At 42.7% G+C, this 26,419-nt stretch carries 19 protein-coding genes; 15 read left to right on the plus strand and 4 right to left on the minus strand.

Annotation, left to right across the window (positions count from 1 at the left end; all coding sequences use genetic code 11):
* Nucleotides 1–5: 5 nt before the first annotated feature.
* The gene (gene metG, locus IC612_RS08375; RefSeq protein ID WP_194739730.1) at nucleotides 6–2,033 is read right to left on the minus strand and encodes a methionine--tRNA ligase; all 2,028 of its coding nucleotides are present in this window, start codon (nucleotides 2,031–2,033) and stop codon (nucleotides 6–8) included.
* Between the two features lie 382 nt (nucleotides 2,034–2,415).
* On the opposite strand from metG, the gene IC612_RS08380 reads away from it, so the two are divergent.
* From IC612_RS08380 to IC612_RS08420, 9 genes are all read left to right on the plus strand, one after another.
* The gene (locus tag IC612_RS08380) at nucleotides 2,416–5,160 is read left to right on the plus strand and encodes a SusC/RagA family TonB-linked outer membrane protein (RefSeq protein WP_194739731.1); all 2,745 of its coding nucleotides are present in this window, start codon (nucleotides 2,416–2,418) and stop codon (nucleotides 5,158–5,160) included.
* A 14-nt stretch (nucleotides 5,161–5,174) separates the two neighbouring features.
* Nucleotides 5,175–6,785 (plus strand): RagB/SusD family nutrient uptake outer membrane protein, encoded by a 1,611-nt coding sequence (locus IC612_RS08385; RefSeq protein ID WP_194739732.1) that lies wholly within the window; start codon nucleotides 5,175–5,177, stop codon nucleotides 6,783–6,785.
* Between the two features lie 24 nt (nucleotides 6,786–6,809).
* Nucleotides 6,810–7,943 (plus strand): SusE domain-containing protein, encoded by a 1,134-nt coding sequence (locus tag IC612_RS08390; protein WP_194739733.1) that lies wholly within the window; start codon nucleotides 6,810–6,812, stop codon nucleotides 7,941–7,943.
* Between the two features lie 18 nt (nucleotides 7,944–7,961).
* Nucleotides 7,962–9,359: a SusE domain-containing protein gene (locus tag IC612_RS08395; protein ID WP_194739734.1), complete on the plus strand. Its 1,398-nt coding sequence runs from the start codon at nucleotides 7,962–7,964 to the stop codon at nucleotides 9,357–9,359.
* Between the two features lie 79 nt (nucleotides 9,360–9,438).
* Entirely contained in the window at nucleotides 9,439–11,595 is a 2,157-nt protein-coding gene (locus tag IC612_RS08400; RefSeq protein WP_194739735.1) for a glycoside hydrolase family 97 protein, read from the plus strand.
* A gap of 57 nt (nucleotides 11,596–11,652) precedes the next feature.
* Nucleotides 11,653–13,509 (plus strand): glycoside hydrolase family 13 protein, encoded by a 1,857-nt coding sequence (locus tag IC612_RS08405; RefSeq protein WP_194739736.1) that lies wholly within the window; start codon nucleotides 11,653–11,655, stop codon nucleotides 13,507–13,509.
* Entirely contained in the window at nucleotides 13,509–14,027 is a 519-nt protein-coding gene (locus IC612_RS08410) for a nuclear transport factor 2 family protein (protein ID WP_194739737.1), read from the plus strand. Before IC612_RS08405 ends, IC612_RS08410 begins: the two co-directional genes overlap by 1 nt.
* An 8-nt stretch (nucleotides 14,028–14,035) precedes the next feature.
* Nucleotides 14,036–15,394: an MFS transporter gene (locus tag IC612_RS08415; protein WP_194739738.1), complete on the plus strand. Its 1,359-nt coding sequence runs from the start codon at nucleotides 14,036–14,038 to the stop codon at nucleotides 15,392–15,394.
* A 143-nt stretch (nucleotides 15,395–15,537) separates the two neighbouring features.
* On the plus strand, nucleotides 15,538–16,254 hold the full coding sequence (locus IC612_RS08420) for a pirin family protein (RefSeq protein ID WP_194739739.1): 717 nt from the start codon (nucleotides 15,538–15,540) through the stop codon (nucleotides 16,252–16,254).
* 42 nt (nucleotides 16,255–16,296) lie between these two features.
* On the opposite strand, the gene IC612_RS08425 is transcribed toward IC612_RS08420, so the two are convergent.
* Entirely contained in the window at nucleotides 16,297–17,166 is an 870-nt protein-coding gene (locus tag IC612_RS08425; RefSeq protein WP_194739740.1) for a DUF808 domain-containing protein, read from the minus strand.
* Nucleotides 17,167–17,534: 368 nt separating this feature from the next.
* Between IC612_RS08425 and purM the strand changes: the two genes are divergently transcribed.
* The 6 genes from purM (at nucleotide 17,535) to IC612_RS08455 (ending at nucleotide 24,528) form a co-directional block, all read left to right on the plus strand.
* Nucleotides 17,535–18,530 (plus strand): phosphoribosylformylglycinamidine cyclo-ligase, encoded by a 996-nt coding sequence (gene purM / locus IC612_RS08430; RefSeq protein WP_194739741.1) that lies wholly within the window; start codon nucleotides 17,535–17,537, stop codon nucleotides 18,528–18,530.
* A 3-nt stretch (nucleotides 18,531–18,533) separates the two neighbouring features.
* Complete coding sequence (purN, locus tag IC612_RS08435) at nucleotides 18,534–19,109, plus strand: phosphoribosylglycinamide formyltransferase (RefSeq protein ID WP_194739742.1); 576 nt, start codon at nucleotides 18,534–18,536, stop codon at nucleotides 19,107–19,109.
* Between the two features lie 28 nt (nucleotides 19,110–19,137).
* Nucleotides 19,138–20,652, plus strand: coding sequence for a bifunctional phosphoribosylaminoimidazolecarboxamide formyltransferase/IMP cyclohydrolase (purH, locus tag IC612_RS08440; protein WP_194739743.1), 1,515 nt, complete (start codon nucleotides 19,138–19,140; stop codon nucleotides 20,650–20,652).
* 77 nt (nucleotides 20,653–20,729) lie between these two features.
* A complete protein-coding gene (gene purD / locus IC612_RS08445; protein WP_194739744.1) occupies nucleotides 20,730–21,968 on the plus strand; it encodes a phosphoribosylamine--glycine ligase in 1,239 nt (412 codons plus the stop codon).
* A 75-nt stretch (nucleotides 21,969–22,043) separates the two neighbouring features.
* Nucleotides 22,044–23,573, plus strand: a complete 1,530-nt coding sequence (gene guaA, locus IC612_RS08450; RefSeq protein ID WP_194739745.1) for a glutamine-hydrolyzing GMP synthase — start codon at nucleotides 22,044–22,046, stop codon at nucleotides 23,571–23,573.
* A gap of 283 nt (nucleotides 23,574–23,856) precedes the next feature.
* On the plus strand, nucleotides 23,857–24,528 hold the full coding sequence (locus IC612_RS08455) for a L,D-transpeptidase (RefSeq protein WP_194739746.1): 672 nt from the start codon (nucleotides 23,857–23,859) through the stop codon (nucleotides 24,526–24,528).
* Here the strand turns inward: IC612_RS08455 and IC612_RS08460 are convergent, their stop codons facing one another.
* Together IC612_RS08460 and IC612_RS08465 are read right to left on the minus strand one after the other, a co-directional pair.
* Nucleotides 24,529–25,059 (minus strand): hypothetical protein, encoded by a 531-nt coding sequence (locus IC612_RS08460; protein ID WP_194739747.1) that lies wholly within the window; start codon nucleotides 25,057–25,059, stop codon nucleotides 24,529–24,531.
* The coding region (locus IC612_RS08465; protein WP_228512940.1) for a PDZ domain-containing protein at nucleotides 25,056–26,419 on the minus strand (1,364 nt) is incomplete at its 5' end. The genes IC612_RS08465 and IC612_RS08460, both read right to left, overlap by 4 nt.

A 26,419-nucleotide genomic window follows, 5' to 3' on the forward strand; every position in this document is an offset into this window, starting at 1 on the left:
AATACTTAGCTTATTTCTATTCCATTATCCGTTGGTTTTTCAGGAGTAACGAACGTGAGCTTACCTTCAGGTGTCTGGGTGAGAAGAAGCATTCCTTGACTTTCGATGCCTCGAATTTTTCTTGGTGCTAGATTTAACAGTATAGTAACCTGTTTTCCTATGCACTCTTCTGGTGAAAAGCTTTCCGCAATGCCGGATACAACCGTACGGATATCCACTCCTGTATCTACCTTGAATTTAAGTAATTTATCTGCTTTTTCCACCTTTTCTGCTTCAAGGATCGTAGCAGTTCTTAAGTCAATTTTGGTAAAATCATCAAATGTTATTTCATCTTTCATGGGGCTCGCTTTAGGATTGGTTTTTTGGTTTTCTATTTTAGTGTTTTCCAGGCGCATTATCTGTTCTTGAATTTGCTCATCCTCAATCTTTGAAAACAGGAGCTCGGATTCCATCAGTTTCGAGCCACCCGCAATTAACTCTCCCTTAACATCAGCCCATCGTAGTTTTTCCATATTAAATTGTCGCAGCAGTTTCTCGGAGGTAAAAGGCATGAAAGGCTCACAAAGCTGACCCAGAGCAGCGGCAATTTGGGCGGCCACATACATTGTGTTTTTGGTCTCTTCAGGCTGCTCTTTGATGGTTTTCCAGGGCTCTTTACTTTGGAGGTATTGATTACCAAATCGAGCTAAATTCATGAGTGCACCAAGAGCGTTGCGGAATTCAAACTGTTCTAAGTGCAGAGCTATTAGTTTGGCGCTTTTTTCAATTTCCTCTAATTCCTGTGGTTTCGTGGATGAATTAGGAATAATACCCTCGTAGTACTTATGCATTAGGACGCTCACGCGATTAACGAAATTGCCGAAAATAGCTACTAGTTCTGAATTGTTTTTTGTCTGAAAATCCTTCCAAGTGAAATTATTGTCTTTGGTTTCCGGTGCAGATGACAGTAACGCAAAGCGTAGTGTATCCTGCATACCAGGAAAATCTTTTATGTATTCATGTGCCCATACAGCCCAATTGCGGGAAGTTGATATTTTATCATTTTCCAGATTTAAAAATTCAAAGGCTGGAACATTGGTTGGCATGATATAATCGCCATGGGCTTTCATCATGGAAGGAAATATAATGCAGTGAAACACGATATTGTCTTTTCCAATAAAATGGTAAAGCTTGCTGCTTTCATTTTGCCAGTAGTCTTTCCAGTTTTTTCCAAGTTTCTCTGCCCACTCCTGAGTAAAAGAAATGTAGCCTATCGGTGCATCAAACCAGACGTATAATACCTTGCCGTCAGCATCCGGTAAAGGAACCGGTACGCCCCAATTTAGATCCCGGGTCATAGCACGCGGCTTGAGTCCTTCACTAAGCCAGGATTTTACCTGACCGTATACGTTTGGTTTCCAGTCTTTTTCATGACCTTTAATGATCCAGTCCTCAAGAAATTCACTGTATTCATTTAATGGAAGGTACCAATTCTTGGTTTCTTTTAATTCAGGAATATTTCCACTAAGCATGGATTTAGGATTCAGTAATTCCGATGGAGAGAGCGTAGATCCACAGCTCTCACATTGGTCTCCGTACGCGCCGTCGTTTCCGCAATTTGGACAGGTTCCAACAATATAACGATCTGCCAGGAATTCACCCGCTTGCTTATCGTAGTACTGATTCGAGAGTTCTTCCGTGAACTTCCCCTTTTGGTATAGGTTGATGAAGAAATCCTGACTTACTTGATGGTGTTTCTCCGAGCTTGTCCGGGAATAGATATCGAAAGATACTCCAAGCTCTTGAAACGTGCTTTTAATTAATGTATGGTACTTATCCACCACGTCCTGCGGGGATACTCCTTCTTTTTTCGCCCTGATAGTGATAGGGATTCCGTGCTCGTCGCTCCCACATATAAAAGCAACATCGCTTCCTTTGCGTCGCTCGTAGCGAGCAAACACGTCGGCCGGAATGTATACTCCCGCAAGGTGTCCTATGTGGACGGGGCCGTTTGCATAAGGAAGAGCAGCTGTAATAAGTCTTTTCTCTGACATCTTAATTGGAAATTTACTGCAAATATACTTCTAAAAACGCCTTAAGAAAAATGCGTTTTACGTTGCATGAAGTTATGATTGTTATCATTAAAGCTGATTTTGGTAAAAATTCCGTTAAATAAGTGTTTAAAAGTATTGTAAATTTGGTACAAAGTATAATCTTCGAAAAACAGTATTTTATATGCAAGTAATCAGCACTTTAGGTTCTGTTTTAACTGCTTTTAAAAACATGTTATATTTTACAATTTTAAGAAAATTAGTATTAATTTTTTGTTAATTGAAAAATATATAAATTAGGAGGCTGGGTTACTTCTAGTAAATACAAAGAATACTATCAAACGGTAAGAAGAATAAATTATATTAATCCTTAAATTTTATATTTGTGAGAAACTATAGTACAGTTTTGAAAATTGCTCCGGCTTTTCTTTTGGCTGGAACAATGTTGCAAGCGCAGACTACCGACACGATTGATTCTCCGAGAGAACGGCAGATCGAAGAGGTTGTACTGATCGGTTACGGTCAGAGAAAGAAATCGGATCTTACCGGATCCATAGTTTCTGTCTCTGCGAAGGACTTTAATGGTGGAGCTACCTCCCCAGAACAGCTAATCCAGGGTAAAGCTCCCGGTGTTTCAATTACAGGTAATGGAGGTGCTCCAGGAGCAGGTTCCACTATTCGTATTCGTGGTGGTGCGTCACTTAATGCAAACAGTGCCCCATTAATCGTTATCGATGGTGTGCCACAGGACTTCAGTGGTGTTTCTGGAGCCTCTGACCCTCTATCTCTAATTAACCCGAACGACATTGAGTCCTTTGATATCTTAAAGGATGCATCGGCGGCGGCTATTTATGGGAACAGAGCCTCCAACGGGGTTATCTTAATTACAACTAAGAAAGGTACTGCAGGTAAGCTAAGAGTTAATTTCTCAACCGTAGCTTCCGTTTCTACCAAGATGGGGAATGCGGATGTACTGGAAGCAGATGCATACCGGGCCTTTGTAAATGAAGTAGGTACCGAATCAGCCAAAGCGCTACTAGGTACTGCTAGTACCAACTGGCAGGACTTGATTTATCAGGAAGCATGGGGAACCGATAACAATGTGGCCATAAGTGGAGGCATTAAGGGACTCCCATACCGTTTATCTTTAGGATACAATGAGCAAAACGGTATTGTGAAAACCAATGAGTTTCGCAGAACCTCCGTTGGTTTGAACCTTAATCCAAAATTCTTTGACAACCATTTAACTGTGAATGCAAGCTTTAAAGGTTCATTTACAGACAACCGTTTCCCAGACGGGGGAGCCATTAATAATGCTATCTATTTCGATCCAACACAGCCAGTGTATATGGACGATCAGCGTTTTGGGGGATACTTCGAATGGCTTAACAGTGATGGAGGACTCAATACAGTTTCCAACAGAAACCCTCTGGGTCTATTAAATGCTACAAGAAACGTATCCTCTGTATACCGTCTTATGCCAAGTCTCCAGTTAGATTATAAACTGCACTTCCTTCCAGAAATGCGGTGGAACGTTAATGTAGCATACGACTATAGTAAAGGGTACGGAAGCAACTACACAAACGGATTTAGTGGCGCCGGAAATGGTTTCCACAATGTGGGTCCTTACGAGCAAGAGAAGAAAAACAAGTTGTTCGAAACCTACTTGAATTACGTAAAAACTCTTAGTGCTCTTGACACCAATGTGGATTTAATGGTGGGACATTCTTACCAAGATTTCTTCCGTGATACTCCTGCCGGCCAGAGTATCCGTACCAATGCTACTACGGGTGAGACTGAACTCACTCCTTTTAGAAGATATGCAGACAACCTTACTCTCCTTTCTTTCTACGGGCGTGCAATCTTCACCATTAAAGACAAGTACATCCTTACTGCTTCCTTGCGTAGAGACGGATCATCCCGCTTCTATAATGGGACTACGGATAATGTTTGGGGTAACTTCCCGGCTGCAGCATTTGCATGGAAGATCAACGAAGAGAATTTCCTAAACGAATCCCAAAATCTCTCTACACTTAAACTTAGGCTAGGTTATGGTATTACTGGTCAGCAGGAAGTAGGAGGAACATATCCCTCTTTTGCACGCTACCAGTTAAGTAATGATTCCGCAGAATATTTGTTCGGCGATGCATTTTATCCAATGTACCGCGCTGAGCAGTACAACCCATTCTTAACATGGGAAAAAACCCTTACCCAAAACATAGGTTTGGATTTTGGTTTCTTCTCTAACCGAATCAGCGGTTCCGTGGATGTATTCCAAAAGGATACCGAGGATCTTATTGCCTACGTTCCTGAAGCAGCCGGTGGACTTTCCAACTACAATACCAAGAACGTGGGAGATATGGTTAACAAAGGGATAGAGGTAGTTCTAAATTTTACCCCTGTAAAAACGGAGAATACCACCTGGGATGTAAACTTAAATGCTACGCATTATACATCTGAAATCACCAGTTTATCAGATCAGGTTGCTGCGGATTTTAAAATTCAGGTAGGAGGACTCTCCGGTGGTGTGGGTAACAATATCCAGGCACACACTGTGGGACAGGCTCCTTATTCATTTTATGTATACAAGCAGCTTTATGATACTGCTGGAAACCCTGTACCTGGGGCATATGCGGATGTTAATGCAGATGGCGTAGTGAATGATTCAGATAAGTATTTCTACAAATCAACTACACCGGATGCTTTGTTTGGGTTCTCCACAAAAGTGACGCACAAGAACTGGGATTTCTCTACATCTCTTCGTGCAGTACTTGGGAACTATGTCTATAATAATGCAGCTTCAAACTCTTCCCTAGCTTCACTTAGAACCAACGGATACCTGCAGAATGTATACAGTACAACTGTCAACTACCAGTTTCCTCAACTTAACCTTTGGTCTGACGCATTCGTAGAAGACGCATCGTTCCTAAGAATGGACAATTTAACGGTTGGGTATAACTTCGGAGAATTGTTTGGCGACCGTTCCAACCTTAGAGTATATGGTATGGCACAGAACGTCTTTGTTATATCAGATTACACGGGCGTAGACCCAGAGATTTTCGGAAACATTGACAATGGTTTCTACCAAAGACCAAAAGTGTATTCGTTAGGTCTTAATTTTCAATTTTAATTAAAATCATACAAATGAAACTTTTCAATATAAATACAAGAACAGTATTGGCGGGTGCCTTAGGAGCGATCCTTAGCTTTTCGGCAGGTTCCTGTACACAGGATTTGGAGCGTGAGCCCATTACTGAGGCCTCATCCACCAATTTATACAAGGATTTCTCTAATTATCCTAACCTTTTAGCCAAACTATACGGTGGATTGGCTGTAGGAGGACAAGAAGGAGGTGACGGAAATTCCGATATCGGCGGTATCGACGGGGGGTTCTCCAGCTATATGCGTCAGCTGTACACCCTTCAGGTAATTACTACCGATGAGGCAAAGATTGCATGGCAGGACGGTACGCTTCCGCAAATGAATACAATGACTTGGACGCCATCCAATGAGTTTATCGCAGCACTTTACTACCGTATTTACGGTGAAATTGCCTTTACTAACGAGTTTATCCGCAACACGACGGAAGAGAAACTTGCTGCCAATGGAATCACAGGAACGGATCTGGATGAAGCAAGGTATATGCGTGCAGAGGCTCGTTTTCTAAGAGCACAGTCGTATTATCATGCATTGGATCTTTTTGGAAATGTACCTTTTGTAGATGAAAACTACCAATCGGGAGGCAGTGTGAAACCTTCACGAATCGAGAGAGCTGCATTATTTGACTACGTAGAGAGCGAGCTTCTTGCAGTAGAGCAAGAACTTAAAGCGCCACGTACGAACCAATACGGACGTGCAGACCAAGCGGCTGCATGGACGTTACTTGCTCGTTTGTATCTGAATGCGAAAGTGTATACCGGCACTGAGAGAAATAACGAAGTTATAACCTATACTACTAAAATCATTAACGCGGGATATCAGTTGAAGAACGATATTAGAGACGATGAGAACTTTGGATACCAGAATTTATTTATGGCGGACAACGACGTCAATAATCCAGAGGTCATTTTCTCTATAAACTACGATGGTATTAAGACACGTACATTCGGAGGAACTACATTCTTAGTACATGCTGCTGTTGGAGGTTCTATGTCGGCTTCTGAGTTTGGAATCAATAGCGGCTGGGGAGGTCTTCGCGTAACTAAATCCTTTGTGAACCTTTTCTCCGAGGACGATAAAAGAGGACGCTTCTACACAGCAGGACAGTCACTGGATATCAACGATCTAAGTAACTTCAAGGACGGGTATGCATTTATCAAGTACAAAAACATCCGTTTCAGCGATGGTAAAGCAGGATCCGATTCCAAGGGAGATTTCGTAGATGCGGACATTCCACTATACCGACTTGGTGATGTGTATTTGATGTACGCCGAAGCAACTGTAAGAGGGGGGAACGGTAATATGGCTACGGCTCTTCAGTATGTGAACCGACTACGTGATAGAGCTGGAGTTACCCCAGTGGTTAATCTGACGTTAGATTTTCTTCTAGCCGAAAGAGCTCGTGAACTTTCTTGGGAAATGACCAGAAGAACCGACCTTATCCGTTACGGGCGCTACACAGGATCTTCCTATTTGTGGCAGTGGAAAGGAGGAGCTAAAGAGGGCGCAAGTGTACCGGAATACAGAAACTTATTCCCAATCCCGGCCAACGATATAATTGCCAATTCTAACCTAATTCAGAATCCTGGTTACTAAGTTGAACTAATTGAAAATTATAAAATGAAAAAACAACATATTTTTCAAAACGCACTCCTAACGCTGCTAATGCTTTTTGGGCTAGCAGCATGTCAGGATCGTGAGATACTCACCATTGAGAACCAATCGCCTGCGATTGTAATGGACCTTTCTCAGGAAGAACTTTTCCTGGATTCCAACTTCCCAGATAATTTGGCACTAACCATAGCTTGGGATGTAGCAAAGTACTCACAACCCACAGAGTTAAAGTATAAAGTGGAGGCCTCCGCTGATGAGAGCTTTGAAGTTCCTTACGTAATGGGTACGGTATCGGGTTCACAAAGAGTTGTGAGCTATACGGTAGGAGAAATGAACAAAGCAGCCCAGACGTTAGGTCTTACTGCAAACGAACAGGGCAGTTTGTATTTTAGAGTTTCCTCTTATATCGGGGAAGCGGGCGAATATGTAACCTCTACCTCTAATACAACGATGCTGACAATCACTCCGTACGAACTAGAATACCCTACATTCTATCTTGTAGGAGGAGCCACCGCTGCAGGTTGGGATGCAGGGCAAGCAATACCGTTATACAAGACTTCCAATATGTCTTATATTTATACCTATCTAACAGGAAACGAGCCGTTTAGATTCTTGGGTCAAACGAACTGGAATCCTCTCAACTACAGTATAGACCAGGCAGGTACCCGTGAGAACTACCGTTATTTTAAACAGGTTTCTTCTAACTTAGTGCAAGACGGTGATGAAAACATGAAATTTACCGGTACCTCTGGAATGTATAAAATTTCTATTGATGCTGCTACAGCGGTACAATCTATAGAAGTGGAGGCTTCTCCGGTTGCTGGATGGGATTTCCCAGAAATTTATATGGTGGGAAGTATGAACGGTTGGAGCGCTACTGCGCCACTAACCATGGCCCAAGTCTCTCCTGGAATATACGAAATCGTAACGCCACTTGGAGCAGATGCTGAGTTCAAATTCATCGGTCAAAAAGACTGGGGAGATTTAGAGTGGGGTAACATCCTTAAGGACAACCACGGCTATAGTGGTTATGTAGGACCAAAAGGAGATAACGGTAATGTGAAATTCGTTGGTAACGGCGGTTCTTACAAAGTTACAGTTAACTTAAAGGCAGGAACTTACACTATTGTATCACAGTAATAAAGAGTAAAACATATTATGAAAAATATATTTAAATTTTTACTAATGGCTCTAATGGTGCCTTTGTTCCTGCAGTCATGCCGCGAGGATGATTTCACTATGCAAAGTCCTGAGCCTTCATTTGAACTCTACAGTACTACATTGAGTTCCAGTGTACTCTACCCAACAATGGCAGATAATACCTTCCGCCTGGCCTGGGATAATTCCTTATCTAATGCAAGTGAGTACACGGTGCATATCTCTGCGACAGAAGATTTTGCAAGCCCTGTGACGTTGGGAACTTCTTCAAGTACTAATTTCACTACCACCATAGGAGATTTAAACGAAGCGCTTATTCAGGCAGGATTTGCTCCGTACCGCGCGCAGAAGGTGTATATAAAAGTAACTTCGGGCGCGAACACATCCAATGTGATTAATTTCGATGTGACACCATACCCATCTGCCAAGCCGGTAATTACCTCTCCAAGTGCGGGGGCAAGTATTGTACTGAGCGGAGAGCTTCCATTGGATATTGCAACCACAATTTCATGGTCCGACTACGAGTACGGAACAGACGTTTCCTATTTTGTTGAAGTAGCCAAGAAAGGATCTACGGATTTTGCAGCAGTTGGTACGGTGGAGAATGAAACCTCTCTTGAGGTTAGCCACAAGGTATTAAACGATGCCGTACTTAAGCTCGGACTTATGGCAGGAGTAGCTGCAGAAGTCGATCTTCGGGTTACTGCTACCACTAAATCGGTGGGTGGAACTATAACAGCGGTATCGACTCCAGTAACTATCAGTGTTACTCCGTACGTCGCATTCAAAGATCTGTTCCTAGTAGGTGAAGCTGTGGCAGCCGGATGGAGTACCAACAATAATAACCAGGCTTTATTCCGCGATCCTGTAAATACAAATAAATTTTATTTTACCGGGTATTTTAATTCTGGAGGATTTAAGGTATTAGAAACCTTAGGAGATAATACGTGGAGTTCTCAATGGGGAGTACGTGGAACAGGTATAGGTACTGTGGATGCTACGGGTGATCCTGATACATTTGTAATTCCTGCCGCAGGATATTATACTTTTGAAATGGATATTGTAGCCAAAACCTATTCTATCACACCGTATACCGGTTCAACAGCAACTACATATAACCGCATTGGTCTTATTGGTGGCTTTACAGGATGGGGTAGTGATGTAGCGCTTACCAAGTCTACTTTTGATCCGCACCAGTGGACGCTTTACGATGTAGAGCTTCCTGTTGGTGAGGTGAAATTCCGCGCCGAGAATGGCTGGGATATATCTTGGGGTGGTGCGACGGAGATCTCCGGAGTTGCCACTTTACAAGGGCCAAACATCAACGTTTCCCAAGCGGGAATCTATGATGTATATTTCAACGATCTGACGGGTGCATACCTTCTTATTAAGAAATAAATCATGCCTATTTAAAAGGAAAAACTGTTGCTTTTAGCAGCAGTTTTTTTTATATTTAATGATTGTAAATTCAGCTATTATGTTAAAAATTAAATTAAGTGCATTTGCTGTGGTAGTAGGCAGTATGCTTTTGAATGCACAGACACTTAGCTCTCCAAATGGTGAGTTTAAAATGGAGTTCAGTTTAAAGAACGGATCCCCGTATTATAACTTAAAATATAAAGGTGAGACCGTGGTTGAAGACTCAAGGCTTGGCCTACGGCTCCTGAAAGACGGTGATATACAATTCGCATCAGAATTAGAACGAAAGGACCAACAGGGACAAGATCTCTTGGAAGGATTCGTTAAAACAAAAGAGGAATTTTCCAGCAAAAATGAAAAGTGGGATCCTGTCTTAGGAGAGAAAAAAACCTATGTGAATCATTACAATGAACTTGCTGTAACTTTAAATCAAACAGCCAACGAGCGCCACATAATAGTAAAGTTCCGACTTTTCAACGATGGGCTGGGTTTTCGTTACGAGTTTCCTGAGCAAAAGAACTTGAATTATTTCGTAATCCAGGAAGAAGATTCAGAAATTGATTTGCCATGGGACGCGAAGGCCTGGTGGCTTACTGGTGATTATGATTCACAGGAGTACCAAACGCAAACCACCAATATTTCTGAGATTCCACAGCGCTGGCCAAGCTCTTACGATGGAAATGCTTCTCAGACTACCATCAAGAATGCGGTGCAGTCACCGCTGATGCTTAAAAAAGAAGGAAAGCAGCCTCTGTATATAAATTTGGCAGAAGCGGCCGTGGTGAATTATGCTGCCTCGAATCTGGAAGTGGATGCAACCACCTACAAATTTAAGACGCATCTGACCCCGGACGGGCAGGGCGCTAAGGGGTATATTCAAACACCCGCCGTGAGTCCTTGGAGAACTATTATCGTCTCCGATAAAGCAGAGGAAGTCCTCGACTCCAAGATGCTTTTCAATCTGAATGAACCTACGCACTACAAAGACACTTCGTACATCAAACCAACCAAGTATATGGGCGTTTGGTGGGAAATGATCATTGGAAAATCGCAGTGGGCTTATTCAACAGCCAAAAATGTACATATCGGAAAGACCGATTTCTCTAGCCTTACGCCCAATGGTAATCATGCAGCAAATAATACCAAAGTTAAAGAGTATATCGATTTTGCTTCAGCACATGGATTTGATGCACTATTAATAGAAGGCTGGAACGCTGGCTGGGAGGACTGGTTTGGACACTCCAAAGAATTTGTATTTGATTTCATTACACCATACCCGGATTTTGATATTGAAATGCTCAACCAGTATGCACATCAGAAAGGTATACGTCTTATGATGCACCACGAAACGTCTGGTTCTGCAACAAATTACGAGCGTTGGGCTGACAAGGCTTTTCAACTTATGAACAAATACGGTTACCCATCAGTTAAAACAGGCTATGTGGGTAACATCATTCCCCGAGGGGAGCACCATTATTCCCAATGGACGATAAATCACTATTTGCGTATTGCCGAGAAGGCACATGAGTATAAGATTATGGTGAATTCGCACGAGAGTGTGCGTCCGAGTGGTCAAAGCAGGACCTATCCGAACTGGATTGCAGCGGAAGCAGCAAGAGGTACAGAGTTCGAGGCTTTTGGTGGAAATAACCCAGACCATCAGACTATTTTACCTTTTACGCGTTTCATGGGAGGACCAATGGACTACACTCCGGGGATCTTTCAAACCAAGCTGGATTATTACTTCCCGGGTGATAAACGTTTTGTAAAAACAACACTTGCGAAGCAACTTGCTTTGTATGTGGTAATGTATAGTCCTTTGCAGATGGCGGCAGATCTACCGGAAAATTATCAGCGCCATTTGGATGCTTTTCAATTCATCAAGGATGTGGCAGCCGATTGGGACGATACAGTGATACTTTCTGCAGAACCAGGAGACTACATCCATACAGCGCGTAAAGCTAAAGGAAAGGATGAGTGGTTTGTAGGAGGGATTACGGATGAAAATGCACGGCGATTCACCGTCGATTTTTCCTTCCTTCCTAAAGGTAAAAAATACGAGGCTACTGTCTATCAGGATGGAAAAGACGCCGACTATATTTCCAATCCACAGAGTTACCACATATTCAAGAAAACAGTGAGCAGTAAATCAAAAATCAGCATAGATCTAGCACGAAGCGGTGGGTATGCAATTTCTCTAAAGCCACTCAAATAAATTTCTTCTAAGATGCGCCTGCCCTATAGGCAGGCGCTTTTATTTTCGTTTTTAACTATGAAAAAATTACTTGCTATTTGTTTTGTTCTGCTGTTTGTGGCAGTCCAAGCGCAGATTAAGAAGGTAGAACCTGCTTTTTGGTGGAAAGGTATGACCGAGTCCAAATTGCAAATTTTACTTTATGGAGACAAGATAGCTTCCTATCAGGTGGAGCTTTCTGAGGGTCTTGCCATTGAGAAAGTAGAAAAGGTAGAAAATCCGAACTACCTTTTTGTCACAGTGGATACCGATAAAATAGACGGTCGATTTTTTACGCTCTACCTAAAGAAAGCAGGGCGTACCGTGGACAGCTATAAGTACGAACTAAAGGAGCGACAAGCCAATTCAAGGGACCGTAGGTCTTTTTCCTCAAAAGATGTGGTGTACCTAATAATGCCCGATCGTTTTGCCAATGGAGATGAAAGTAACGACTCGGTGAAAGAGCTTACTGAAAAAGCAGACCGATCTAATCCAAACGGCAGACATGGCGGTGACCTGCGGGGTATTATCAACAACCTGGATTACCTTCATAGTCTGGGAGCAACAGCGCTCTGGCTGACCCCCGCTAATCAGGATAATGAAAAGCGAACGAGTTATCATGGGTATGCGCAGACCGACCTGTATCAGATTGACCGCCGATACGGCACCAATGAGGAGTATGTCGAACTAAGCAATGAACTGCAGAAAAGGGGGATGCTGCTCATTCAAGATTACGTCACCAACCACTGGGGTATATCTCATTGGATGATTCAGGACCTTCCTTCCAGAGACTGGATTCACCAATTTGAGGATGGGGAAGGTGCATACGGCTTTAAGCGTTCTAACTACAGAACAACGACCCAACTTGATCCCAATGCCTCAGATATTGATACGAAAGAGGCTCTAAACGGGTGGTTTGACACTACTATGCCGGATTTAAACCAAAGTAATCCGTTTCTTTTAAACTATTTGAAACAAAATGCAATCTGGTGGATCGAGTATGCCAACCTGGGTGGAATGCGGGTAGATACCTATCCCTACAACAACAAGGAGGCAATGGCCGAATGGGTCAAAGCTATAACCAAGGAATATCCTCATTTTAATGTAGTGGGAGAAGCTTGGATGTACAGTCCTGCCCATATTGCATACTGGCAGAAGGATTCTCCAATTGCTGCCATAGACGGATACAACTCCAATTTGCCATCCGTTATGGATTTTACACTTTATACTGATCTTTCTTCTGCATTAAAAGAGCAAGAGAGTTGGGATAAGGGAATGGTTAAAATTTATAACGCACTAAGTAATGATCTTCTTTATACGAATGTTAATAATATAATGGTCTTCTTTGAAAACCATGATACCGAACGGTGGAACGAGATCTTTGAATCCAATCCAAAAGCCTATCAGATGGCTCTGACCTTAGTCTCTACCATCCGAGGTATTCCACAGATCTATTACGGTTCGGAGATTGGAATGCGTGGAAAAAAGAGTCTTGGGGATGCCGATATCCGCCACGATTTTCCTGGTGGTTGGAAAGAAGATAGCACAAATGCTTTTATAAGTGACAAACGTACTGTGGTGCAGAAGGAGTTTTATGACATCACATCGAAAATACTCAATTGGAGAAAATCCAAGGATGTGGTACATAACGGAAAAACTACCCACTATATGCCGGAGAACGGAGTATATGTGTACTTTAGGTATAATTCCAAGGACCGAATAATGGTCGTGCTTAATAACAGCGAGCAGACGCAAAAGCTATCACTGAGCCGGTTTGCACAGAATTTAGAAGGAAGTATCGAAGGCACAGATGTGGTGAGTGGAAACCGCGTGGATTTAAAGGCTGATTTCTTAGAAGTATCTGCTAAAACCTCACTTATATTAGAAATACAATAATGAACCGAATCGCATTTGCACTGTTTTTTCTGGTGTTGAGTACCGCACTCGGCGCTCAGCAGAAGTTGCCTGACTCAGAAGCCAAAGAGCAAGTAGGGGAAATTTTGGACCGTCTAAACCAGTACGCTCACACTACAGACTTTGATTCTTATTTTTCTTTGTTTGCGGACCAAAGTACTTTTGTCGGTACTGATGCAACGGAGGTTTGGAACAAACAAGAGTTTATGGAATACGCTCGGCCACACTTTAAAAAAGGGAAGGCCTGGAGTTTTACCTCTCTGAAACGAAATATCGTTGTCTCCCATGACACGCGTTATGCCTGGTTCAATGAGCTACTTTCAACCCAAATGCTACTTTGCAGAGGTTCTGGAATCTTAGAGAAAATCAACGGTACTTGGCAGATACGCCAATATGTACTTTCGATGACTATTCCTAACGAAGTAGTTTCTCAGGTGGTCGAAGGGAAAAAGGCGCTGGAGGAGCCATTGATAGAAAATCTTAATCAAAAAACACACTAATATCAATTATGGATAAACGTATAAAACCACGTCTTTCGCAAGCGCAGATCATTAATATGAGTATGGGTTTTCTGGGAATCCAGATGGCCTTCGGATTGCAAAATGGCAACGCAAGTAGGATTCTTCAAAACTTCGGGGCCGATGTGCACCATCTCTCCTGGTTCTGGTTAGTAGCACCCTTTACAGGACTGATCGTACAGCCCATTATAGGGCATTTAGGCGATCATACATGGTCTGAAAAGTGGGGACGTCGCAAGCCATATTTTTTAATAGGGGCTCTGCTTACTGCCATCGGCCTGGTGTTTCTGCCCAACAGTGCCTCGGTAAGTGTATTCCTTGCAGGCGGGGTGCTGGTATTTGCGGTTTTGTTTTTGGCGATGATGGATGCTTCTATCAATGTAGCCATGGAGCCTTTCCGTGCGCTGGTAGGTGATATGCTTCCTAAAAGTCAAGGAACCGTAGGATTTTCCGTTCAAACGATCCTTATCGGCATCGGAGCGGTGATTGGGTCAAATATGCCTTTGTGGCTGACGAATCTTGGGATTTCCAATACCGCAGCGGAGGGTTTTGTTCCGGATTCAGTAATTTACTCCTTTTATATTGGTGCTGCTATCCTATTGTTGACCATTCTCTATACCGTCCTTACGACTAAGGAATACTCTCCCGCAGATTTCAGAGCGTTTTCACAGGAGGAAACTGAGCAGCCGGAAGAAAAAGCTAGGCTTACGGATATATTTAAAGATTTCGCAAAGATACCCCCTCTTATGAAGAGCTTAGGATTGGTCCAGTTTTTCTCGTGGTTCGCGCTTTTCACCATGTGGGTTTATACAACTACCTCAGTGGCTACGCACCACTATGGGTTGGCACCGTCTGATGCTTCTTCGCCGGAATTCAATGCCGCAGGTAATTTGGTAGGGGAGCTATTCGGCTATTACAATCTATTTGCTATTGGCTTTGCATTTCTTCTGACGCCGCTTTCACGACGGATCGGTAAAAAGCAGACACACGCCCTTGCTTTACTTAGTGGAGGGGTGGGGCTCATTTCCATGTTTTACATTGAGAATCCTTCGCATTTGTGGATTTCTATGATCGGAGTTGGTTTTGCATGGGCTAGTATTCTTGCCATGCCATACGCTATGCTTATTCATGCGATACCTATGCGGAAAATGGGTGTGTATATGGGAATATTCAACTTCTTTATCGTGCTTCCTCAAATAGTTAATGGAGTCTTTGGCGGCCCTATCGTAAATGCATTGTTTGCCAATTACGCCATCGGATATGTCGTGGTAGGTGGTGTTTCTATGATTTTAGCTGCCCTGATCACGCTAAACCTTAAAGGTGTAGGAAAGGATGAAGTAGTAGTATAAATTGCATTTCTTTAATTTTAATCGATGCTCTGAGTGATGGTTCTGGCCACTTGCTTAGAGCATCTTTATTATCCTACATCAATGCGTATGTACATACTTATCAGGAAATTTGCGATTGAAATTATCATTTAATAAATCACAATATGAAAATTCAATTGCATAAAGCCAAGAATAGAGGTTACGCGGACCACGGTTGGCTAAAGAGCTATCATTCCTTTAGTTTTGCTAATTATTATAATCCCCAACGTATGCATTTTGGAGCTCTGCGGGTTCTCAATGACGATTACGTGGAGGGAGGAATGGGTTTTGGAGCGCATCCCCACCGGGATATGGAAATAATCTCAATTCCTTTGTCAGGGGATCTCGAACATCAAGACTCTATGGATACTCGAGCAGTAATTAGGCGCGGTGAAATACAAGTGATGAGCGCGGGCCGTGGAGTACGACATAGTGAGTTTAACAAAAACCCAGATATACCGGTAGAGTTTTTACAGATCTGGATAGTGCCGGACACGCTCGGAGTGGAGCCGCGTTATGCACAGATGCCGATGGAATTTGAGGAGAAAACGGATCAGTTTCACCTCATTATAGCACCTAAATCCGAAGGCAAAGGCCTTTGGATTCACCAAAATGCATGGTTTTCCATAGGTAAATTTACCGTTGAATCTGAGCAGCACTACGCAATAAACCGCTCTGGTAATGGAGTCTTTCTCTTTGTGCTGGAAGGTGGGGTCCAAGTGGAAGGCCATCAACTGGATCGCAGAGATGCTATCGCGATTGAACAGGCGCAGCAATTTACAATGACCATTGAAGCGGGAACAACTTTGCTTCTAATGGAAGTCCCAATGCTTGAACTTTAAGTAAAAGCTCAGACTATAATGAAGTGGCAGCAAAGTATGGATCTAACTTTTCCCAAATCCTGGAGACACTTTTTTTATACCAGCCACTACAGCCACGGCTACAATACCTACCAGGAGTCCAAGGACCATCTGTTTGATCCACGAAGGTAGTTGCGGCACTAAATGATGTACCCATTCAATATTGTGGTCAAAGATTCCACCAGAAACGAGCAGCAGTGCAAGGGTTCCTACCACCCCTAAGGTTTTTATCACCCAAGGAAGTGCATTAACTAGCATATTACCTACCTTATACACTGGCTGGCGCTCCGAGGAGCTCTTCATCAAACGAAATCCTGCATCGTCCATTCGCACTATTAGTGCAACGATTCCATACACACCCACCGTAGCAATTATAGCTACTATCGATACGGTCAATATCTGAATGGTTAAGGATTCGTTGAGAACCGTTCCTAACGCTATGATTACAATTTCGATGGACAGGATAAAATCCGTAAGAACGGCGGATTTTATTTTATCTTTTTCAGCTTTTTGACCGTCCTGTTCCAGTTCCTGAACCACTTCTACACCATGTTTCTGCCTGTGGAACAAGTACTCAACGATTTTCTCGACACCTTCATAAGCTAAGTAAAGTCCACCAAGAATAAGAATTATGGTGATGGCAGGCGGATAAAGAAACTGTAAGAGAAAGGCAATTGGTACTATAATGAGTTTATTTAGGAACGAACCCTTCATTATAGACAGCAGCACTGGTATTTCTCGGGAAGATAGAAAGCCGGTTGCTTTTTCCGCATTGACTGCCAAGTCGTCTCCTAAAATTCCCGCGGTTTGCTTGGTTGCAACCTTTGCAGTCACTGCTACATCATCCATCAAAGCTGCAATATCGTCGAGTATTGCAAAAATTCCTGAGGCCATTTAGTTTGTTTTTAGTGCATAAAAATAGTGTTTTCTACGAAAGTAAAGGGGGTTGAATCGTACTAAAATTTTTGAAATGTCACCGTTTTAAATTTTCGGCTACCGGTAAAAATCCTTATTTTCGCAATTAATTAAAACATGGAAGATACATGCTGCAAATTGTTGGTAACAATCTTAATTTTGAAAAAATGGAACCTTTGAAGTGGTGTGAACTCATCAATATATAAGCCGACGTCTGAATAGATTGTCGGCTTTTTTAATGAACCGACAAGTACTCAGAATCTTATATGTAACTTTATAGTGGCAAGAGTCTATGACCTTGTTTTAATTGCAACAACTCACAAAACGAACAACAGAAATACCAGGCAATGGAAAACACATACAAAAGTGCAGGAGTAGATAAAGAGGAGGGCTACCGCACAGTCGACAAAATAAAAAATGCTGTATCCCAGACACATAATGCCAATGTGCTTAACAATTTGGGCAGTTTTGGTGCTTTCTACCAAATAGCAGGATATCGTAATCCCGTTTTGGTTTCAGGAACCGATGGAGTGGGGACCAAATTAAAAGTAGCACTTGATACCAAGAACTACAGTTCTATTGGAATTGACTGTTTTGCCATGTGTGCCAATGATATTCTCTGCCACGGCGCAAAGCCTCTATTTTTCTTGGATTATTTAGCTTGTGGTAAGCTGGATTCCGATATTGCTGCTGAAATTGTCTTGGGTATGGTGGAGGCCTGTAAGGACAACGAGTGTGCACTTATAGGTGGCGAAACTGCAGAAATGCCTGGAATGTACCAGCCCGGTGACTATGATGTCGCAGGATTTTGTGTGGGAATTGTAGAGAAAGAGGATATTATCGATGGTTCCATCATAAAAGAGGGCGACAAAATTATTGCGCTCCCTAGTTCAGGATTCCATTCCAACGGTTTTTCTCTAGTACGTAAAGTATTTCCGGATTTTAATGAAGAGTTTGAAGGACAACCGATCCATGAATCCCTACTGATACCGACGGCATTATACTACAACCAGATAAAGAAATTGCAGAGTGAGATGCGCATTAGTGGTTTGGCGCATATCACCGGAGGTGGATTGATTGAAAATGTACCGCGGGTAATTCCACAGGGATTGTGCGCCCACATTAAAGAAAAAGCCATAAGGGTACCGAGCATCATGCTGGAACTTGAACGCAGAGGAAAGGTAGCGCGCTTAGAGATGCATGGTACGTTTAATATGGGAGTAGGCATGGTAGTAGTATTGGATGCCTCGCTAGAGGAAAGATGTTTGGAGCTGCTACCGGAAAGTTATACTATAGGGGAAATCACTAAAGGACAAGACAAGATAAAACTTGTGATGGATTAACAGATGGCAAGCGCAAAGATTACAGTACTTGTGTCGGGATCGGGCACAAACTTACAACGGTTAATGGATGTGTTCTCTCAGGGAATTATCCCTAATGCTGAAATAAACTTAGTAGTAGCCGACCGTCCTTGTCTGGGACTAGAAAGGGCCAAAAATGCAGGAATTCCCACGGTTATGCTGACCCGCGGAGAATCACTTTCTAGACAGTTGTTGGAGGTGGTTCCTCAAGAAACTTCTTTAATTGTTCTGGCAGGCTTTCTGTCCATTCTAAGTGAGGAGTTCATTTCCCGATTTGAGAATAAAATTATAAATATTCACCCCTCCTTACTTCCTAAATACGGAGGTAAGGGGATGTGGGGTATAAAGGTGCACGAGGCCGTAATAGAAAATAAAGAAAAATACACCGGTGCGAGTGTACATTATGTAACAGAAGGCATAGACACTGGAGAGGTCATCGTGCAGAAATCACTAAAAATAATGCCGGGTGAGAGCGCCGAACAACTCGCAAAAAGGGTTCTGGAACTGGAATACGAAATTCTTCCCGAAGCAGTTGCAAAAGTATTGAATTCAATGTGTTAATTAGGAATTTACCATATAGCAAATTACTATGAAAAAAAGAGTACTTATAAGCGTGTCAGACAAATCCAACTTAGTGGAATTTGCTCGCTTTCTTGTCAACCATGGATACGAAATAATCTCTACTGGAGGAACGTTTCAACATCTTCAAAATGAAGGTTTAGAGGTGATTTCCATAGACGAAGTTACAGAGTTTCCTGAAATGCTTGACGGCAGGGTAAAAACATTACATCCAAAGATCCATGGAGGCCTCTTAGCCTTAAGAGAGAATAAGGAGCATATGCAAACAGTACAGAGCTATGGTATTGAATTGATTGATATGGTCGTGGTTAATCTCTATCCCTTCTTTGAGAATGCGGCAAAGAATATTTCCTTGGAAGAGAAAATCGAATTCATAGATATAGGAGGTCCTTCGATGCTACGTTCAGCAGCAAAGAACTACCAAAGCGTTACGGTTGTAACCGACACCTCAGATTACCAGACGATAATGGAAGAAATTTCTAGAGAAGGTCACACCTTACTTCCCACAAGACGCGCTCTGGCGGGTAAAGTTTTTAATCTGACCTCTGCGTACGATGCAGCTATTGCAAGGCTGTTGGTGGACGAACCCTATCCTGAGTATCTCAACGCATCGTACCGCAAAGTAACTGAACTACGCTACGGAGAGAATCCGCAACAATCTGCAGCCTATTATGTTGCAACCGACCAGAAGGGTGCAATGAAAGACTTTAAGCAACTGGGCGGTAAAGAGCTATCCTTTAATAATTTAAGGGACATGGATTTGTGTTGGAAAGTGGTGCAAGAATTTAAAGAAGATTTGGCATGCTGCGCTGTTAAACACTCCACTCCGTGCGGTGTTGCCATTGGAGATACACCGCTGCAAACCTATCATAGAACCTACGAATGTGATCCCGTATCCATTTTTGGAGGCATTGTTGCTATGAATTATCAAGTAGACCTAGAAACTGCACAAGAGCTGAATAAGACGTTCCTGGAAATCGTTATGGCTCCAGAGTTTTCTCAGGATGCATTGGAAGAGTTAAAAACGAAGAAGAACCTTCGCATAATACAAATTACTGCTCCATTAAGTGATAGGTATACCTGGGTGAAAATAGACGGGGGAATCCTGGTGCAAGAGAATGATACGGGTTTTTCTTCAACTATCGAGGTGAAAACCGTATTCCAACCTACAGCATCCCAGCTATCGGCCCTTATATTTTCCCAGCGAGTCGTGAAATATGTCAAGAGTAATGCTATTGTGGTTTCCAACGGAACACAGGCACTGGGAATTGGCGGCGGACAAGTGAACAGGATCTGGGCTACGAAACAAGCTATAGAGAGGGCGAAGGAGAAATTTTCAGGGGATTTGGTTCTGGCATCGGATGCGTTTTTCCCTTTCCGCGATGTGGTGGATTATTGTGCGCAGCAGGGTATTAAAGCCATCATACAACCGGGCGGTAGTATGCGCGATGAAGAAAGTGTCGAAGCCGCCAACGAGCATGGAATTCCAATGTTGTTCACAGGTACACGCCATTTTCTGCATTGATCGAACACCTTTCAATCCGCAGGAAATTTATTTAAATTTGTAATTATAACTATAACAATACCTATACAAGATAGACTATGAAAATACTACTAGTGGGAGATGGCGGCAGAGAATCCGCTCTGGCAATCAAATTACATGCGGACAAAAGAGTCAGCAAAATGTACTTCGCAAAAGGTAATGCAACGACGGAAAAACTGGGTACCAATATAGCGCACCGAAGTGTTGCTGAACTTTGCGATTTTGCACAGCGGGAACAGATTGATCTCACCATTGTTGGGCCGGAGGCTACACTAGTAGATGGTATAGTGGATGAGTTTAATGCCAAGGGACTCAAGATATTTGGTGCCAAGCAGCGTGCTGCAACCCTGGAAGGAAGCAAGGCTTTTTCTAAGAAGTTTATGCAGACGTACGGCATTAAAACGGCAACAGCCAAAGTTTTCGATGCCTATGCCAAGGCACAGGATTATATACGCCACCATAGTTATCCTCTAGTTATTAAGGCTAGCGGTCTTGCCAGCGGTAAGGGCGTGGTGATTTGTGAGAATCTGGAACAGGCTGAGGCAACCATTCACGATTTTATGATTCGTCGTATCCACGGTGATGCGGGTATCCAGGTAATCGTAGAGGAGTACCTTCAAGGATTCGAGGCATCTATCATAGCTTTTTCCAACGGTAAGAATATTTTTCCTTGTATTCCTGTAAAGGACTATAAAAAAGTAGGAAAAGGAGATACAGGCGCTAATACCGGCGGTATGGGCAGTGTGGCTCCTAGTCCTGAATTTACGGCGGAACATATGGCGGATTTTGAGAAGAACATTCTCGCTCCCACCCTCAAAGGTTTGGAACAGGAACTGCTTGAATTCAAAGGATTTATATTTTTCGGTTTGATGGTCACCAGAAACGGATGTTACCTGCTGGAGTATAATATGAGAATGGGAGACCCCGAAACGCAGGTCATTCTTCCCCTGCTTGAAAACAATCTCTTAGATTTAATCTTGGACTGTATGGAAGGAAAGGAAATAGAACTTCGGTTTTCAGATAAAAAAGCGGTTTGTCTGGTAATGTGTTCGGGAGGTTATCCAAGAAACATTGAAACTGGATTTGAAATAAAAGGATTGGATAAAGTGCAGCATAGCCAGATCCTCTTTGCAGGAGCGTCGTACCGGGGTGAGCGCATTGTGACCACTGGCGGTAGGGTATTAAACTTAGTTGCAACGGCGGATTCGTATGAGAAGGCCCGTGAAATGGTTTATGCAGATGCGCTTCCGGTGCACTTTGACTACGGATTCTATCGGGAAGATATAGCAAAGTTTTAAATTTAAGTATGCACAGGACGCTTCAGCGCGGACTTTAAGATCGATATAGTACTAACTTATTGAAATATATATAATATGCACAACGGTATACTCGTTTTGGACTTTGGATCCCAGTATAACCAACTGATTGGTAGAAGAATTAGGGAAATGGAAGTCTATAGCGAGATTGTTCCTTTTGACACACCACTTGAGACCATTTTGTCAAAAAAACCTGCAGGAATTGTACTTTCCGGTGGTCCCAGTTCAGTTAACTCACCTGATGCCCATTTGGTGGATCCAGCACTTTTCGAACTGGGTATTCCTATTTTGGGAATATGTTACGGAATGCAGCTTACTGCGCATATTCTCGGCGGAAAAGTAGTGAAGGGCAGTAAGGGAGAGTATGGCAAAAGTGAATTTGAAATAGTTCGTAGTAACCCGCTCTTTACAGGGGTTTCTAGACATTCACAGGTTTGGATGAGTCATTTTGACGAAGTAGAAACTGTTCCAGAGGGATTTGAAATATCAGGTAGAAGTGGCGTAATCGCCGCTATGGCCAATGAGAAAAAAAAGATTTTTTGTATTCAGTTCCATCCGGAAGTTACCCACACCGCGGAAGGTTGGAAAATGCTGGAAAATTTTGTAGAGAATATCTGTAGAGCAGAAAAAAACTGGAAGCTCACCGGATACATAGAACGCACCATTGAGGAAATTCGCACAAAAGTAGGTTCGGATAAAGTAATCCTAGGACTCTCAGGTGGTGTAGATTCCTCCGTTGCGGCGGTCCTTATACATAAAGCCATCGGAGATCAACTGCAGTGTATTTTTGTGGATACTGGTCTATTGCGACTTGATGAAGGACGAAAAGTCATGGAAAATTACGGGGAGCATTTCCATATGAAGATTGATATGGTGGATGCTGCCGATCGTTTTCTCGACAAATTAAAGGGTGTTAGTGATCCGGAAGAGAAAAGAAAAATAATAGGAAAGGAATTTGTAGCAGTATTTGATGAGGAGGCACACAAGTTTGAAGGTGCTCGTTTCCTAGCTCAAGGTACCATTTATCCGGACGTCATTGAAAGTCAATCAGTAAAGGGGCCTTCGGCAGTTATCAAATCCCATCACAATGTGGGTGGCCTTCCAGAAGAAATGAAAATGGAATTGCTGGAACCCCTTAGAGAACTTTTCAAGGACGAAGTGCGTAAAGTAGGAGAAGAATTGGGGATTGCACACCACTTAGTCTACCGACATCCTTTCCCTGGGCCTGGACTAGGAATCCGGATTTTGGGGGAAGTGGACCGTGAAAAAGTTGCAATCCTTCAAAAAGCAGACGACATATTCATCGAGGAACTGTACAAAAACAAGTTATACGAAACCGTATCACAAGCTTTTGTAGTGCTGCTTCCAGTTAAGTCTGTTGGGGTAATGGGCGATGAGCGTACCTACGAATATACGTGTGTAGTGCGCAGTGCCAATACGATTGATTTTATGACCGCTACGTTTAGTAAGTTACCTTGGGACTTCTTGGAAAAAGTTTCCAACCGAATTATTAATGAAGTTCAGGGTATTAATCGAGTAGCCTATGATATCTCAAGTAAGCCACCTGCTACCATTGAGTGGGAGTAGTATAAAACCCGCAACTAAAAGGTCCCTCTGCGCATTGGAACAATCGCGCCGAGGGACTTTTTGTTTAAAATGTGTCATAGTACTGTTATTCTTTGTAATACTTAGCTTTTCTACTATCGGGTGCGTCTCGTTATCAGCTGGAAATAGTATAATCCAATCACCAAATAGCAGTATAGCAACAGAAAGTGCCTCTGGATTCCAGACCGATACAGCAGACGTAGAGCTAGAAACTATTCCTTTACCCTTCACAGCTACAGAAAAGAAGGAGTTTTGGAAGGATTTAATGACTAAGTACAACTCTAAGGAATTTGGAAATATCTTCGCACTAAACCGTATTGATTTTGCGCATCGTTATGCCGTGAATTCACTTGTTGTTCCAAGAGATTCTTGGAGTTCTTTTTTGCAACTCGCCCCTTTTCCCATCCAAGTGGAAAGTCTTATTGATATTGAGAAGATCGTTGTTTTCTCTTACCGCTTACATGCGTTCGCAGTATACAACCACGGTACACTGCTACGTTGGGGTCCTACCAGTATGGGCAAAAAATCTACTCCCAGTCCCACGGGACTTTTCTCAGTCAATTGGAAGAAGAAACTGGCTATTTCCACAGTGGATCCTAGTTGGAAGTTGCCATGGAATGTTAATATACATAACACCATGGGGATAGGCTGGCATCAGTATGCTTTGCCGGGCTACCATGCTTCCCATGGATGCCTTCGTCTGCTTATGGAGGATGCAGAGTGGCTGTACGATTTTGCAGAGACTCCAAAATTCACCACCAAAGGAAAAATCAGAATGTTTGGTACCCCCGTCGTAGTGGTGGACCAAACAGATTTTATAACTAAACCTTGGCTTGCTGCTTCATCTGTCTCACAGGGAGCTTTAACGGAGCGCGAGCTTACTATTCTTGTAGACGATTACCTTTCGGAAATTAGAAAACGTTACGCATCACAATAATTACTTTGCTACTGTAGACTCCAAGGGAAGTAGAGTCTTGACCGCAAAATCCCTTAGTAAGGCCATTTCACGTAAAGCCTTTTTTTTTCCGATTTGTGCAGCGAAAAATGTCAGGCCTGCCAATAAAAGTACGATCATACTTGCAGCAAGGGCCCAGCTGTACTGCTCGCTTTTTATTTGAATGCCTACGAACCATAAAGTAATGAGCACCATCCAAAGAATACTCCAAACAAAATATAGAAACATAAAGAAAGTCCATACGGCCGAAGAAGGACCAAATATCCCACGGATGATAGTTTGCTCACCGTGTTTTTCTGGACGTAAGGTGAGGCAGGGCTTCCAGAAAGGTGCACTCGCAGTGCGGACCTGTATTTGTGCGCTTTCGCTAGTAAGTTGGTAGATGAATTCATGAGCCCTTAGCTTTAAATGGCTGGCAAGAATTTGTTCATACTCTTTAGGTGTATAGAGGGTATAGAGTTTAAACCTCGGTCGGTTTCGGATAGAGTTTAAAGTGGCTGATTTGAATCTCATGGCTGGTAGGGTATTGGATCTTCAAGTCGAAATTCCACTTTGCGTATTGCACCATTTGTTTCCAATTCCATAATAATCCTCTTTCCTTCTGAAGATTTGAATAGCTCATGCATACTCGATAGGGTAAACTCGCTTGCTTTCTTTCCATTTATCTTGACTATTTTATCCCCGGCTTGTATGCCCGCAATAAAAGCAGGAGAGTCTTTACGTACACCTGCCACTGAATATTCATTGCGAAGTGTGAAGCGGTATTTAAAATCTGCTGTAGCCGTATAATGGGGTTTTTCATCGCCTGTTTGGTACCCGACTTTGGGGCTTTCAACACGTACAAGATCCTGTTGCCATGACATGCCATCGTGCTTGATATCCAGACCGCTCATATTAAAGTGGAAAGGGTCTGAAAAGTGCCGGTTAGGTTTGAGAAGAATGCGCGAGGCGGAGTAATCTATCACCACGCTAAATCGGCGCAGTATTTCACTTCCAATTGATCCTTTGCGGCCTTCCACCAACCGAAGGTGCTGTATAGAGCTAGGGTCGGGCATGGCAGCCAGCGGTTTTTGGAGTGTAAAACCTGCTAAGGCAAGCCGGTTAATTCTGCTTCGCTTACCGTATATATCCCCATTAAATCCTCTGCCTAAAAAATCTTCGATGTTAGGTCTGTTGTATTGAAATCCCTCTATAAGGGCAGGAAACAGCCATACGGCATCACTGTTTCCAAGGTCTATCAGCATTTTTGAATCGCTCCCTCCACTGGACTGAAACACTTGAGCATAGACGTAGGGTTTGTTTAGTTCGATGGATAGTGGCGCAACACTGTAGCGCTTTTCCCCTCTTAGTTTAGCTAAAGATGGGTAGACGGTAATTTTCTTTTTAATGTAATCAATTTTGATCTGATGGTTTTTGAAGAAATGATAGCCTAAAATGCCATTCACTTCAATTCCTACATGGGATGAGAAGTTAAAGGATTCGTTTAGAATAATGTAAATTCGGTGCGCATTGTCTGTAAAATCTTTACCGACTGTCACACGGTTATTGATTGCAAGCAAACCTTCAATATCGGTGTTTTCACCCAGTCCAGAGAATTTCATTTTCTCGACATCGTTAAAGTCCACTTCCTTATTTTCCAGACTAAAAAGAAGTGTTTCATTGACTCCCGAATCGAGCAAAAAAGTTAAGGTAACTCCATTGACCTGAACAGGAAGAAATATTAAATTGTTAATAAGTTTAAAATCCAGGGAGATTGGTTTGTTCTCTGGCAATTTAAATCCCTCCTGACTTTTAACCAAGGAAAACGTAAGTAGCAAAACAACCAGTAGGGATTTCATATCTTGAAGATAGTTAAAAATTAAAAACCCCATAA

It is taken from the genome of Planobacterium oryzisoli (assembly GCF_015354315.1).
GTDB lineage: Bacteria > Bacteroidota > Bacteroidia > Flavobacteriales > Weeksellaceae > Planobacterium_A > Planobacterium_A oryzisoli.